At 63.5% G+C, this 13,267-nt stretch carries 17 protein-coding genes; 7 read left to right on the top strand and 10 right to left on the bottom strand.

The window, feature by feature from the left end; genetic code table 11:
* Nucleotide 1: 1 nt before the first annotated feature.
* On the bottom strand, nucleotides 2-616 hold the full coding sequence (locus AC5RT4_RS05720) for a PadR family transcriptional regulator (RefSeq protein WP_494105120.1): 615 nt from the start codon (nucleotides 614-616) through the stop codon (nucleotides 2-4).
* A gap of 176 nt (nucleotides 617-792) precedes the next feature.
* Between AC5RT4_RS05720 and AC5RT4_RS05715 the strand changes: the two genes are divergently transcribed.
* Nucleotides 793-2,967: a transglycosylase domain-containing protein gene (locus AC5RT4_RS05715; protein ID WP_494105119.1), complete on the top strand. Its 2,175-nt coding sequence runs from the start codon at nucleotides 793-795 to the stop codon at nucleotides 2,965-2,967.
* Between the two features lie 72 nt (nucleotides 2,968-3,039).
* Nucleotides 3,040-3,618 (top strand): GNAT family N-acetyltransferase, encoded by a 579-nt coding sequence (locus AC5RT4_RS05710; RefSeq protein WP_494041377.1) that lies wholly within the window; start codon nucleotides 3,040-3,042, stop codon nucleotides 3,616-3,618.
* Here the strand turns inward: AC5RT4_RS05710 and AC5RT4_RS05705 are convergent.
* Nucleotides 3,615-4,211: a DnaJ family domain-containing protein gene (locus tag AC5RT4_RS05705; protein ID WP_494041733.1), complete on the bottom strand. Its 597-nt coding sequence runs from the start codon at nucleotides 4,209-4,211 to the stop codon at nucleotides 3,615-3,617. The two genes, AC5RT4_RS05710 and AC5RT4_RS05705, sit on opposite strands and share 4 nt — an antisense overlap.
* Before the next feature lie 137 nt (nucleotides 4,212-4,348).
* Here AC5RT4_RS05705 and AC5RT4_RS05700 point away from each other — a divergent pair, with 137 nt between their 5' ends.
* Nucleotides 4,349-4,873, top strand: coding sequence for a PaaI family thioesterase (locus tag AC5RT4_RS05700; protein WP_494105118.1), 525 nt, complete (start codon nucleotides 4,349-4,351; stop codon nucleotides 4,871-4,873).
* 28 nt (nucleotides 4,874-4,901) lie between these two features.
* Here AC5RT4_RS05700 and AC5RT4_RS05695 read toward each other — a convergent pair whose 3' ends face one another.
* Together AC5RT4_RS05695 and AC5RT4_RS05690 are read right to left on the bottom strand one after the other, a co-directional pair.
* A complete protein-coding gene (locus tag AC5RT4_RS05695) occupies nucleotides 4,902-5,399 on the bottom strand; it encodes an SRPBCC family protein (RefSeq protein WP_494105117.1) in 498 nt (165 codons plus the stop codon).
* Nucleotides 5,400-5,414: 15 nt separating this feature from the next.
* Nucleotides 5,415-5,747, bottom strand: a complete 333-nt coding sequence (locus AC5RT4_RS05690; RefSeq protein ID WP_494105116.1) for an ArsR/SmtB family transcription factor — start codon at nucleotides 5,745-5,747, stop codon at nucleotides 5,415-5,417.
* Between the two features lie 93 nt (nucleotides 5,748-5,840).
* On the opposite strand from AC5RT4_RS05690, the gene AC5RT4_RS05685 reads away from it, so the two are divergent.
* On the top strand, nucleotides 5,841-6,572 hold the full coding sequence (locus AC5RT4_RS05685; protein WP_494105115.1) for a Type 1 glutamine amidotransferase-like domain-containing protein: 732 nt from the start codon (nucleotides 5,841-5,843) through the stop codon (nucleotides 6,570-6,572).
* Between the two features lie 28 nt (nucleotides 6,573-6,600).
* Here the strand turns inward: AC5RT4_RS05685 and AC5RT4_RS05680 are convergent, their stop codons facing one another.
* The 4 genes from AC5RT4_RS05680 to AC5RT4_RS05665 all read right to left on the bottom strand — a co-directional run bounded on the left by AC5RT4_RS05680 (nucleotide 6,601) and on the right by AC5RT4_RS05665 (nucleotide 9,113).
* Entirely contained in the window at nucleotides 6,601-7,335 is a 735-nt protein-coding gene (locus AC5RT4_RS05680; RefSeq protein WP_494041372.1) for a GAF and ANTAR domain-containing protein, read from the bottom strand.
* A gap of 118 nt (nucleotides 7,336-7,453) precedes the next feature.
* Entirely contained in the window at nucleotides 7,454-7,885 is a 432-nt protein-coding gene (locus AC5RT4_RS05675) for a hypothetical protein (protein WP_494041371.1), read from the bottom strand.
* Nucleotides 7,886-7,887: 2 nt separating this feature from the next.
* Entirely contained in the window at nucleotides 7,888-8,145 is a 258-nt protein-coding gene (locus AC5RT4_RS05670) for a hypothetical protein (protein WP_494105114.1), read from the bottom strand.
* Nucleotides 8,146-8,321: 176 nt separating this feature from the next.
* Nucleotides 8,322-9,113 carry a GAF and ANTAR domain-containing protein gene (locus AC5RT4_RS05665; RefSeq protein ID WP_494105113.1) on the bottom strand — a complete coding sequence of 264 codons (792 nt, stop codon included), beginning with the start codon at nucleotides 9,111-9,113 and terminating at the stop codon, nucleotides 8,322-8,324.
* 476 nt (nucleotides 9,114-9,589) lie between these two features.
* On the opposite strand from AC5RT4_RS05665, the gene AC5RT4_RS05660 reads away from it, so the two are divergent.
* The 3 genes from AC5RT4_RS05660 (at nucleotide 9,590) to AC5RT4_RS05650 (ending at nucleotide 11,137) form a co-directional block, all read left to right on the top strand.
* Nucleotides 9,590-9,784, top strand: coding sequence for a hypothetical protein (locus AC5RT4_RS05660; protein WP_494041368.1), 195 nt, complete (start codon nucleotides 9,590-9,592; stop codon nucleotides 9,782-9,784).
* 163 nt (nucleotides 9,785-9,947) lie between these two features.
* A complete protein-coding gene (locus tag AC5RT4_RS05655; RefSeq protein WP_494041367.1) occupies nucleotides 9,948-10,298 on the top strand; it encodes an ArsR/SmtB family transcription factor in 351 nt (116 codons plus the stop codon).
* Nucleotides 10,295-11,137 (top strand): CPBP family glutamic-type intramembrane protease, encoded by an 843-nt coding sequence (locus tag AC5RT4_RS05650; protein ID WP_494105112.1) that lies wholly within the window; start codon nucleotides 10,295-10,297, stop codon nucleotides 11,135-11,137. The genes AC5RT4_RS05655 and AC5RT4_RS05650 overlap by 4 nt, the downstream gene beginning before the upstream one ends.
* Nucleotides 11,138-11,203: 66 nt before the next feature.
* Here AC5RT4_RS05650 and AC5RT4_RS05645 read toward each other — a convergent pair whose 3' ends face one another.
* Nucleotides 11,204-11,788: a hypothetical protein gene (locus tag AC5RT4_RS05645; RefSeq protein WP_494105111.1), complete on the bottom strand. Its 585-nt coding sequence runs from the start codon at nucleotides 11,786-11,788 to the stop codon at nucleotides 11,204-11,206.
* A gap of 395 nt (nucleotides 11,789-12,183) precedes the next feature.
* On the bottom strand, nucleotides 12,184-13,224 hold the full coding sequence (locus tag AC5RT4_RS05640) for an NAD(P)-dependent alcohol dehydrogenase (protein WP_494041364.1): 1,041 nt from the start codon (nucleotides 13,222-13,224) through the stop codon (nucleotides 12,184-12,186).
* Nucleotides 13,225-13,267: the final 43 nt, after the last annotated feature.

Genomic DNA, 13,267 nt, shown 5'->3' with positions numbered 1-13,267 from the left:
ATCAATCGGCCAGGATCTGGTACAGGGCCCGCCGGGTTTCATCGAGCTTCACGATGGCTGCTGCCCGCTGTTCGTCCGTGACACCGCTGCGGAACTGGTGGACGGCGGCCATCAGCTTTCCGATGCTCTGGTGGAAGTCCCTGTCCGGGTTGTCCGGCCCGGAATTCCAGGCGTTTTCCAGGTCCTCGGCATGCTCCCCCACCCAGGACCTTCCCGCATCAGTCAGCGTGAACTCCGTCCCGCGGCCTTCGCTGAGGGCCGCAATAAGTTCCTCGTCCACCAGCTGCTGAAGCGTGGGGTAGATCGATCCGGGGCTCGGACGCCACGCCCCATTGGTCTTCTCGGCAATCGCCTTAATCAGCCCGTAACCATTTGAGGGAGCTTCGGCCAGGAGCGAGAGAATGGCGGAGCGCACGTCACCCCTGCTTGCCCTGCGTGGGCCCCGCCCAAACCCAGGGCCAAAACCTGGGCCGAAGCCGGGTCCAAAGCCGCCTCCAAACCCGGGTCCGAAGCCGCCACCGCCGTGTCCGTGCGGTCCGCGCCTGCCACGGCCGCGCTCGAACCGGCTCCTGCCGGAGTGCGGGCCTGAAATATCGTCATGAGAAATGCCCTTCATCGTGGCATCATCCTTTCGTGTGTTGGTTCGCTGTTCCTTCAGCGATAGTTAACGATATGTCGTTAACTATCGCTGGTCAAGGAAAAGAATTCATCAAATCATGACCTTCCTTCCTCTGGATCGCCCTTGGGGGCCGGCGTATTCTTTTGGCACTCTCCGAGCTTGAGGGCTGAAACATGGCGACGAAAAAGAAGCGCAGGCGCAGCGGTTCCGCGTGGGGACGGCTCCTGGGATTTATCGCAGCGAGCGCCATGTGCGGGGTGTTGGCTGCCAGCCTGGTTGTGCCGTCTGTTGCGGCCGCCGGGTACGGCGTCAGCACCTCCATCGGTTTCTTTGAAAGCCTGCCGGAAGAGCTCACTGTCCAGCCGCCGTCGCAATCCACCAAGGTCCTCACTTCGGATGGCCAACCTATCGCCACGTTCTACGCGGAGAACCGCGTCAGGATTCCGCTGGACCAGATCTCGCCGTTCATCAAGGACGCCGTCATCGCCATCGAGGACAGCCGGTTCTACGAACATGCCGGCCTGGACCCGCAGGGCATTCTTCGGGCGGTGGTTGCGAACTTGACCAAGGGCGACCAGCAGGGCGCGTCCACCATCACCCAGCAGTACGTCACCAACGTCCTTAACGAGGCAAAACTGTCCCAGGACCGGCCGGAGGAGGTGGTTCTCAGCGGCCAGAAGGACATCGGCGACAAGCTGCGTGAGATGAAACTGGCTGTTGCGCTGGAGAAGAAGTTCAGCAAGGAGCAGATCCTTGAGGGCTACCTGAATATCGTGTTCTTCAACAGTGACGCTTACGGAGTGGAAGCGGCAGCCCGGTACTTCTTCAGCACCAGCGCGAAGGACTTGAACCTTCCCCAGTCCGCGTTGTTGGCCGGGCTCGTGAACAGCCCCACTTTCTACAATCCCGCCATCAACCCGGACAAGTCGGTGACCCGCCGCAACCAGGTACTCGGCGAGATGCTCCGCCTCGGTAAGATCACGCAGGAACAGCACGACGAGGCCGTTGCGGCCCCCATCGACCTGAAAGTCAGTCCGGAGCGGCAGGGCTGCGCCAACGCCACCATGGCCCCGTACTTCTGCGACTACATTTCACACCTGATCCTGAACAACCCGGCGTACGGACCCACCGTGGAGGAACGGGAGAGGAAGCTCTACCGGGGCGGCCTGACCATCACCACAACACTGGACAGCAGGCTCCAGGCAGCCGCCCAGTCCCAGGTGGACGGCACGGCGGGGCCTAACCCGGACCGCTGGGGGGCTGCGCTGGTGACCGTCCAGCCCGGAACCGGCAAGATTTTGGCGATGGCCCAGAACACGGTCTTCCTGGCGGAGCCGGGCAAGTTCGATACCCACTTGAATTTCAATGTCGACGCAAAGGACCCGCAGGGCAACAACCTGAACGGAGCCGGCGGCTTCCAGACCGGATCCACGATGAAGCCGTTCACGTTCGCCCAGTGGCTGAATGAGGGCAAGCGGCTCAACGCAGAGGTGGATGCGTCGAAACGCGTTTACCCCGTGGGTTTCCCCTGGCGGTCGAGCTGTGGAAAGGTGCTGGGCGCCTACAGTACAGCCCAGAAGAACCCTGAGCTGGGCGCGGCAGATGACCTCCAGAACGCAGAGGAGGGCTTCTACCGGAAGATGCCCATCAACTACGGCCTCTACAACTCCATCAACACTGCGACCTTCGCTTCCGCTACCCAGCTCGACTTCTGCGGCATCCAAAAGATGGTGGATGCCGTGGGCCTTCACAACGGCCATGACGGTTCGCCCATCAACATGCACCAACTGGGCAACCTCCTGGGCGCCACCAATGTGGCTCCGCTCCACATGGCGAACGCCTTCGCCACCTTTGCCAATGACGGGCGTTACTGCACACCGATCGCGCTGCAGGAAGTCACCGACGCCGCCGGCGGGAAGCTTCCCGTCCAGGCAAGTGAGTGCCGGGACGCGGTGAAGCCCGATGTGGCCCGCGGCGTCAACTCGGTGCTGCAGGACGTGATGAAGGTCGGTTCCGGGGTCTGGATCAATCCCAAGGTCCATGAGAAGGTTCCGGTGGCGGCAAAGACCGGCACCTCCAACAACAACGGCGCCACCTGGGTGGTTGGCTACACCACTGGCCTTTCCACCGCTTCCTTCTTCGGGGACGCACTGGAAAGCCAGCAAAGGGCGGGGCAGAACGTTACGATCAACGGCACCTTCTATCCCCGCCTGGACGGCTTCATGATCGCCGGGCCGCAGTGGGCGAACTACATGGTGAATGTGGCCCCGCTCTACCCGGCGGCGCCGTTCCCGGGGCCCCCGCCGTCCATGTCGGACCCCAACCCGCCGCCCACGCCCGGCCGCTAGCCTTTCGGCAGGGTTTGAACGGCCGGGCCGGAAATCCTGCCCCAACTCCCCATGCTCTGGCAGGATGGGCGGGTGAAAAGCCTCGAGACAGAGCGGCTGGTCCTCCGGCAGTGGGAGCTGGAGGACGCCGGCTTTGTGCTTGACCTTTATTCCCGCTGGGAGGTCCAGCGCTTCATCGGGAACCATCCGCAGGTGATGAGGGACTTGGCGGAGGCTGAGGAGCGCATCCACACCTGGCGGAACATCCATCAGCAGCCCATGGCCCACACCAGCCACGGCATCTGGGCGGTACAGCTCAAAGGCCCGGGGCAGTTGAAGGGGACGGGAACGCCGGGGCCGCTCGCCGGAACCCTCCTCCTGAAGTCCATCCCGGCGTCGGGCGAATCCCTTCCGCTCCAGCCGTCCGGCGACACGGAAATCGGCTGGCACTTCCACCCCAGCCACTGGGGCAACGGCTACGCCACTGAGGCGGCGGCTGCGGTCCTCGCCCATGCCCTGGAAGGCGGCCTGGACAAGGTCGTGGCAGTGACGGCCCCTGCTAACACGGCGTCACAGAAGGTCTGCCTGCGCATCGGCATGGCGCACGTCGGACAGACCCAGAGGTACTACAACTCACTGTGTGAGCTTTTCGAAGCGCACAGGCGCCACTAGCCCGCCCCTTTCCACAGCCGTTGCCACCACGAGCGGGGCTGCTCCGGTTCGGGTGGCGCCTGCGGAGGATGGGATGCCGCCCGGCGCCCGCGCCACCGTTCCACTTCCTCCTCCACGTCCCGGGTCCTGGTGATTACCGGCGGGCCGCCCTGGAGCTGGCGGCGGGCGTCGATCACGCGGCGGTTGAAGTCCTGCAGGATGTCGCGGACCTGCTGCTCGGTATATTGCCCATCAAGCCTGGCGTCGAGTTCCGCGTCCTCAGTGCGGAGCAGGATGGCTGCCGGACCCAGGCCGCTGATGTTTTCCCGCTGGATGAGGCCTTTGACCCACCAGTCGGGGTCGTACGACTCCCCCAGCCCCGGAATCGGTTTGCCCGCGTACTTGAGGTTATCGAACTTCCCGTGGGCCATGGCGTCCCGGACCAGGTACTCCGCCCGGGCGGCGTCGCCCACCTTCCGGCGCTTTTCCCGTTCCTTCTCATCCCGGGCGTCCAGCGCGGCTTCCTCGTCCGCACTGATGCCGGCTCCCCGGTACGACCGGACTTCGGCGGCTCGCTCCAGCCGCCTTCGGAAGTCCTCCGCGCCGCTGCCCATCCCTGCCACCGCCTTACCCTTGGAGCAATCCTTCCTTCCAGTATTCAGAAGCTTTCCGTCCTGATCAACGCCAGTGCCGCGGGCGAAATCCCGCGAAGCATAAGCTGGTCACCGGGTCGATCAAAGAGGAGTAACCCATGGATGCCAGCGGATCAGCAGAACGGGCGGAAACCTTCAGCTGGATGGATCCCCGCGTCGGGCTGGAGCACCTCCCGCACATGTCCGGGCTGGAGTTTCTCGCCGGCATGCGGGACGGGACCATCCCGCGTCCGCCCATGGCAGCCCTGATGAATTTGACTCTTGTGGGGGTGGCTCCCGGGCAGGTCGAGTTCGAGTGCCGGCCGGGTGAAGCGCATTACAACCCGCTGGGGATGGTGCACGGCGGGCTTGCCTGTACGCTGCTGGACACCGTGGCGGGATGCGCGGCCCACACCACCCTTGCTGCGGGATCCGGCTATACCTCCATTGACCTCTCCGTCAGCTACCTTCGCCCCATCACGGCCAACCATGGAGTCCTACGGGCAGAGGGTTCGGTGGTCAAAGGAGGCCAGCGCGTCATCTTCGCCCAGGGACGCATCGTTGGTCCTGCCGGGGAACTGCTCGCTACCGCCACCAGTTCCCTGCTGGTGATGCCCGCGGTCAGCACGCCGCGCATGCCCTGAGCGCTGTGGCGCTGGGCAGGTAAGCCGGTCAGGCGTTGGCGTGCGTCGAAAGGATGGCGTCGATCTGGCCCACAGCTTCGCGCATGCCTTCCTCCATGCCCATCTGCACCATGTGTTCCATCTGTTCCTCCGATTCGAAGGTGGAGACAATGGTCATCCTGGTGCGCGCCCCTGCCTCTTCAAGCGAGACGGTTGCGTGGGTGATGCCCATGGAATCGACGGGCGCTCCGTTTTCGTCGGCGAAACCGTCGTCGAACTCCAGCCTGTGAGGCGCCTGGATGGCGGTGAAGCGCCACCAGCCGCCGGCCTTCTCCCCCTCCGGACCGGTCATGTAGTAGCCGGCCTTTCCGCCGGACTGGAAGTCGAACGTGTCGAAAGTGGCGGGCCAGGTGGGCGGTCCCCACCAGCGTTCCAACTGCCGCGGGTCCTCCCAAAGCTGCCAGACACGTTCGACGCCGGCGTCGAACTCGGCCACAAGGGTGAAGCTGAGCGCCTCAAGATTCTTGGTGGAACTGATAACCGACATTGCAGAACCCCTTCCTTATCCTTCAGCCAGAATGTCAGCGAGCCGGCCGACGCGCTGCCGCCAGATAGCCTCATACTCATCGAGCAGCCGCCGGGCTTTTTGCAGTCCTTCATGATTTCCCCGCACGATCTGCTCCCTTCCGCGCTTTTCCTTGGTCACCAGGGAGGCGCGCTCCAACACCGCAACATGCTTCTGGACTGCGGCGAAACTCATGGCGTACAGGCCCGCGAGGCCGGAGACTGTGTACTCGCCCACCGTCACGCGCCGGACGATGTCCCGGCGGGTGGAATCAGCGAACGCCTGGAAAAGACGGTCAAGTTCGGTTTCACGGAGCTGATCTACAACCATTTGGTTGTACGATAGTCCTCCACGGTTACCGGTGTCAATGCTCCAGGCACCTTGATCCCGGGGCCCGGCCTGCCACCGGGTATGTTGTAGCCCATGGGTATTTTCCTGGCCGGCGCCGGGCCGGACTACCGCTCCTTTCCGGAGGTGTTTGAGCACTTCGTCGAGGACATCCGAAAACGCTGCGGCCAGGCACGGCCGGCCCGGATCGCTATCGTGGTGCACCACCGCGGCGGGCACCCGGAAGGCGTGCTGCAGGATTACGCCGGGCCCCTTCAGTCCCTGATGTCCTGCGAGGTGGCTCCGGTCCTGCTCCGTGCCGGCAGTCCCGCAGATCCCGCGGTGTTCCGCGACGCAGACGCTGTGGTGGTGGGCGGGGGGCTGACTCCGGAGTACCTGGCAGGGCTGCACGGATGCGCCGGCGCCCTGGCGGAAAAGGCGGCCGACGGCGTCCCCTACCTCGGGTTTTCCGCCGGGGCCATGATTGCTCCCGCCAGGGGCATCATCGGCGGTTACCGCATTGAGGGCATAGCAGTGTGCGGGGAGGAGTGTTCAGAGGAACTGGATGACGTGGAGATCCGCGCGGGATTGGGGCTTGTTCCGTTCGCCGTGGACGTCCATGCCGCCCAGGCCGGCACCCTGAGCAGGGCTGTGGGTGCCGTGGCCGCCGGACTCGTGGACAGGGCTGTCGCCGTCGATGAAAACACAGCAATAGTCCTCTCAGACGGCAGCAGGGGGGACTTTACGGTAATCGGCAGCGGCAACTGCTGGGATATCCGCAGGGCCGAAACAGGATGCCGCGTTTCCGTCCGCTCAGCGTGCACCTGAACCAGGAGAACCGGCTGTTGGAGGCGACCTACGCGTCGAAGTGCGTCTTGATGCTGTTGCCGGAGAGCTGTTCAATCAGTTCGGTGGCGACGTCCCGAAGTTTGCGGTTGCGGTTACTGGAGACCTTGGTGAGGATTTCCATCGCTTCCGCCTGTGAGCACCTGTTCTGTGCCATGATGACTCCGCATGCCAGGTTGATGGCTGTGCGGCTCTCCATCGCCGCCTCCAAATCCTCCGCCCGCTCCTCCGCGGAGTTGATGCGAACCGACAACAGGAGCGTGCTGTGGGCGGCAGCAGCAAAGCCAACGGCTTTGTCGTAAACATTCGGCGTGAAGACGTTGGGCTTTGAAGCAAAAAAGTTCAGTGCGGCGCTGGCTCCATTGCTGATTTCCAGGGGCACTCCCAAGGAACTGTAAACGCCTGCATCTGCAAATTTCCGAGCCAGCTCCGGCCACCGCGAATCGGAAGCGACGTCATCAATCACTACCGGAGCCATGTCCCGCAGCGCTTTGATGCAGGGACCGTCTCCTACGGCCTGCTCCAGCTGATCCAGCTCGACTGCCCTGCTGCTGCTGCCCGCGGCAGTGGAGGGCTTTCGCCTCACCTTAACGGTTACAGCACACTCAATTGAGTCGCCGGCCGCTTCGGAAACCGCGGCGGCAGCCAGTTTGGAGAGTCCGGAGAGGAACTCGGCGGCATCTTCAGTGCCCACAAGAATGCTCTGAAGCTGTTCAAGGGGGTCGCTCCCGGATGAATTCCACATGGGCCTATCTTATGTCCCTGCCGTAGTGGGAAGCGGTTGGACGGACATGAACCAGGAATGGCCGGGCCAGGATATTTCCAATTACCTCCAATGAATTCACTGGGATGGGAGCCGCCTGCTATTCGGGCACCTCCATTTGGAAGCCGCAGGGACAATGCAAAACCTGCGTTGTGAGATAGACGTCAAGCGCGTCCTCGATAGCCTGGTCAGTGAAGGCAGGTGCAGTGAGCCGGCGGAGTTCGGAGCCGGTTTTCTGCATCGGGCGACCACAATGGACGTACTGCCCGCCGAAGGCAAGCACGTCCTCGGAGCTCGCGAGCCGGCTCAGCGCTGCGGCAACAGCAGCGACGTCAGCCCGGTGGAGGTAGTGGCGCCGGCATGAGCCACAGGAGTAACCAACTTCCACAAACGCGCCCGCGGGCGGGTCCAAGGCGGCGATGGAGTGCAGGGCCAGGTCGAGGTCGGTGCCGCACCCCGTGCACCAAAGCGGGCGGCCGTCAGTCCGCTTCCCCTGGATGCGATGGTCCGGTCCCTCCGGATGGATGGACATGATCAGGCAGCTGACGGGTAGCTGGACAGGATGTAGTCAGCCGCTGCCGGGCCCACCATTCGCAGCCTGCTGTCGTGGACGTCAATTCCCGCCCGGTGCATGCCCGCGCGGAAGGCAACATCCGGTTTTGCCTCCAGGCCGTGAATGAAGCACCAGCTGACATACAGGCCGTAAAGGCAGTCTGCGGACAGGGGGCAGTCAGTGTCAAAATCGGGAATGGTGGATTCGGCAAGAAAGGTTGAAAAATGCGAGGCAGCCATGATGGCTCTCTTTCGCTGGCGTGCATCCATCCGCCGTCTTGCTACAGCGGTTTCTCCTGACGGCCCTGCACAAGACCCGGAGGGGGAGCATCACAATGATGTGACACCCGCCACTTAGAACTTACGCGCTGGCCGTCCGCGTGTCCACTGGCAGCCCTCCCCCACGTTCCGGCCTGCTATTCGTCAAAGTGGGTGCGCAACTGCGGGTCCGGTGTGATGGACCGGATAACGCCTACCGCCACATCCCTCAGTTTGATGTTGCGGCTGTTCGACGCTTTCCTCAGGATGGACATGGCTTTGGCCTGGCTGCAGCGGTTTTGCGCCATGATGACGCCAACGGCCACATCGATGGCCGTCCTGGACTTCATTGCCGCCTCCAGGTCCTCCTTCGCATCCCTCAACTGGGTAAGGCGCAGCTCCAGCCGGAGTGTTTTGGCGGACTGTTCCCCAAACAGTTCAGCCCGCGCGATGTCCTCTGGCGAGAAACCAAGCACGGCCGTGGAGTAGATGTTCAGGGCAGCGGACGAGTCCCCTTCAAGTTCCAGCGGAACCGAGAGGAGTGAGCAGACGCCGTGGGCTGCAACCGCCCGTGCATATTCCGGCCAGCGGCGCTCGCTGCTGACGTCACCCACGTAGGTGGTTTCGCCTGTTCGCATGGCGTGGAGGCAGGGACCGTCCTGGAAGGAATACTGCAACTCATCCATTTCGCGCGCCCGCGGCGTACTGGAGGCGACAGTTAGGGGCTTCTTTCGGCGGGCCACCGTGACGTTGCAGATGACCTCACCACCGGGCGGGGCAAGGAGGGAAGCTGAGAAAACTGCGAGTTCCTCGAAAAAGTCCTGGGCGTCAGCAGTCTGCAGGACGAGGTCCTGCAGACGGGAGGCGATCCCGCCCTGAAAGGCAGCCGAATAAGGGATGGCATCAGCAGTGCCGGGTAAATCGACAGCGATATTGGGTGAGGCGTCCATTGCACATTCCTGAAGTTGGGGTTTAACCGCTTCAGTTCTTGGTGTGCGGTTCCATAACGCCCACTTCCAAACGATCTCCCCACCCTACCTTGGTTCATCTGGGGCGGATCCATCACGCCGGCAGGGGCAGGGCTGGTGGATCCCGCTGCCTCACCGGGTGTCCGCTGATCTGCAATTGGGCCGCCCCCTTTTGGCGACGTGATGAGACTCACCTGCAACAAAACGCGCTTTGGTTGAGTCGCCTCCCGCGCTCTGGGCACTATGGAAATGCAGGGTGGTGACCTTTCCTGGCATCCCCTCAAGGAGCCGTGTGCTTGGTCACATCCACCCCTGCGAAGGTTGCTAATCCTCCCGGCAACCTGCACCATTGAAGGTACGGGAATGCGCTTTCCCACTGCAGTCCGTCCTCATAGACGAGGACACAGTCCGGGCAATGACGACTCCGGGCTGCCAAAACGCGAAATGGAAGTTGAATAATGACGTTCGATACCAATAACTCCGTGACCCTGAAGATCTGGGACAGGTCTGCCCTCCACCACACGCTGGACACCGCAGTGAGCGACCTCTCAGCACGCCACAACACCACCACGTGCCGCATCGCCGTCACCTGCAGCGGACCGAACACCTTTACCCTGAGCGTTCGCGAGGACCTCGCGCTGGCTTCCGCTTAATTCCACCGCCTCAGCAACACGGGCGACGGCGGCATGTCCCGCCGTCGCCCGTTTTAGTGCCGCCCAGGCTGGCATCGAATGTTCGGGCGTTGCGTGTTTACAGGTTCCCGCTGCGCTTGGCGGGCTATATCGACAGCCGTCAATCCGTTGCATAATGGGGAGCATGACAGCCCTGCAAACCCTCGAGCCCGAGGTGGACCCCGCCTGCTGCAATCCTGCGCAGAAGCCGGCATTGAGCGCGAAGGAAGCCCAGCAAAGGGCGCTGGTTTTCAAGGCGCTGGCCGATCCCAACCGGCTTCGCCTGCTGTCCATCGTTAAGGCCGGAAAATCGGGAGAGGCCTGCGTGTGCGACCTCACCGAACCGCTGGACCTCGGCCAGCCCACGGTGTCACACCACTTGAAAATCCTGGTGGACGCCGGGCTGCTGCACCGGGAAAAGCGGGGCACCTGGGCATACTTTTCTCTCGTCCCCGGCGCCCTCGATGAGGCGGCCGGACTCCTGGCGACGCTGTGAAACAGCAATCAGCGCAAGCCCAAACGCGCGAAGCCGCGCCTGCTGCCCTTCCCCTCCCGTCGCTGAACGTTATCCCGGCGGCGCTGGTCTCGGCGTCGGGCTTCTTGCTGTTTGCCCGCCAGGACCGCATCTCGGGCTTCCTCCTCCTGGCTGCCGCCCTGGTCCTGGCCGCAATGCTCAGCCGCCGCCTTGTTATTGACCTCGCCTTGATCGGGGTGGGACTAACCGCCATGAGCCTGGTCCCGATCACCACCGATATCAGTACCGGGCACATGGCCGTGATGGGCACTGCGATGATCCTCGCCGTCGGCATCCCCTACGCGGTATCGCGGTTCATCACCAAGGACCACGCCATCCGCTTCCCGGTCAGGACCGGGCAGCCGTGGACCCCAGCCGAGAAGTGGTACCTGCCCGCGGTGCTGGTGATTGGGTACGCCCTGATGCCCGTTTACATGATCCGAACCGGCGTCTACACCAACTGGCCCGCCGTCAGTGACCCCGAAGGCATCGCCCGGCTCTTCCTGGGAACCAACGTGCTGGGAATCTGGGACGAACTTTTCTTCATCTGCACTGCCTTCACGCTGTTCCGCCGGCACCTTCCCGACTGGCAGGCAAACCTGCTCCAGGCAGTGCTTTTCACGTCCTTCCTGTGGGAGTTGGGCTTCCACTCCTGGGCGCCGTTTTTTATCTTCCCGTTCGCCCTGCTCCAGGCACGGCTCTTCACCATCACCAAGTCGCTGTCCTACATCGTCAGCGTCCACCTGCTGTTCGACTTTGTGCTGTTCCTGGTGCTCATCCACGCCCACAACCGCGAGTGGATCGACATCTTCCTCTACTGACGCGCCCCCTCTTCCGCTGCCCGCCGCTGTGGCGGCGTCCCCTGTTGCCGCAGTCGGCGGATGTTTCTACCCCGCGGGCCGGAGTGAGGTGATCATGCGCCTGATGTTCTGGTATTCGGTGGTGTCCATGTACTTCCGGGCCTGTTCCAGGTATGGCATGGATTCAGCACCCGGCGTCCGGTTGTTCACGGGGTCATAGAACGCCCCGAACATTGCCGCGGTGGGCGGCCAGGTGAAGAAGTGGAACATGGCGCAGGCTGAATCGCCGGTGGGAGCGGGAACGGATGTGATGCCGTAGGCGGCCGCCGGCGTATCAGCGGGGCCGGGAGCGTTGGCGTCTCCACGGGTTTCAAAGACGTACCGCGGCGCTGCGCCATCCTGAGCCAACGCAGGAAGTTCCTGGGACTCAAACTCTGAGTAGGGATACTTTTCCATGCAGGTGGATCCCGTTGCCATGTTGGTCCTCAGCGTGGCCAGTGGCCTTCCGGCCTCGTTAGTGACCTCAGCAAACGCGCCGCCGCCTTCAGGCAACTCCCCGGCCGGGTCCTGGACGCTCCAGGCGGAGGGATAGTCGAAGGCCAACTGCCCGTCCGCGGTCGTAAACGTGGACCAGGCCCCCTTCGTGGCAGTGACTGTGGGCGGGGTGGTCAACGCAGGGGACGTTGCTAGCGGGGCTGTGGCGGGTGGGGGTGCCGGAGGCGAGGAAGAAGCCACGGAGCTGGGGGCAGTGGGCTCGGTACCGGGCGATACTGAGGTCGCGGGTGCGGTGCTTGTCGCGGTGGGCGGCCCTGCCTGCGGACCGCATCCGGCAAGTACGACAGAAACCAGAATCAATGCGGGCAGCAGCCCGCCGGACCTGCGCATGTCACCCTCCAAAGGCCAGGAAACTTGTCCTCCAATTGTGGAACCGCCGGCAGGTTCCGGACCTGGGGGCTGCCAGTTTGGCGCCGAACCGTTGTGCCCAGTAACAGAAAGGCTTTCGGGGCTTAAAGCCCGACGGCGGCCCGCCCCTTGGGGAGCCGGCCGCCGTCGAATGCGTTTTGTTATTAGAAGGTGGAAGTGTCGATCACGAAGCGGTAGCGCACGTCCGAGACGAGGACGCGCTCGTAGGCATCGTTGATCTTGTCGGCGGGAATAACCTCGATCTCCGCTCCAATCCCGTGCTCGGCGCAGAAGTCCAGCATTTCCTGGGTTTCGCGGATACCGCCGATCATCGAACCGGCGAAGGAGCGGCGGCCGGCGATCAGGGCGAACGCGTTGACCGGGAGCGGCTCGGCGGGGGCGCCGACGTTGACCAGTGCGCCGTCGAGGGTCAGCAGCTGCAGGTAGGAGCTGATGTCGATCGAAGCACTGACCGTGTTGATGATCAGGTCGAAGTGGCCGGCAAGCTCCGTGAAGGTGTTCTCGTCGTTGGTGGCGAAGTAGGAGTCGGCGCCCAGGCGCAGGCCGTCTTCCTGCTTCTTCAGCGACTGCGACAGGACCGTCACCTCTGCGCCCATGGCGTGGGCGATCTTGACGGCCATGTGGCCAAGTCCGCCGAGGCCGACGACGGCGACCTTCTTGCCCGGGCCGGCGCCCCAGTGGTGCAGCGGGGAGTAGGTGGTGATGCCGGCGCACAGCAGCGGTGCGGCGACGTCGAGGTCCAGGCCTTCTGGAATGGTCACCACAAAGTCTTCGGTGACGACGACGTGGGTGGAGTAGCCGCCCTGGGTGATGGTCCCGTCCCGGTCAACGGCGCCATAGGTTCCCACGTTGCCCTTGAGGCAGTATTGTTCCTCGCCCTTCAGGCAGTTGGCGCATTCGCGGCAGGAGTTGACCATGCAGCCGACACCGACCCGGTCACCAACCTTGTGCTTGCTTACCTCCGCGCCCACCTCGGTGACGATGCCGGCGATTTCGTGGCCGGGGACCAGCGGATACTGCTGCGGGCCCCAGTCGCCGCGGACCGTGTGGATGTCCGAGTGGCAGATGCCGGCGAACTTGATCTCGATCAGGACGTCATGGGCTCCAACTTCCCGGCGCTCGATGGTGGTGGCAAAAAGGTCCTCGGTGGCGGACGGGGATGCGTAGGCCTTGACGGTGGTCATGGTTCTCCTGTGGGTTTTGGGGGGATAACTGAATGCTACAGGG

The organism is Arthrobacter sp. sptzw42, assembly GCF_059089685.1.
This window is presented reverse-complemented; position numbering and strand designations above follow the sequence as displayed.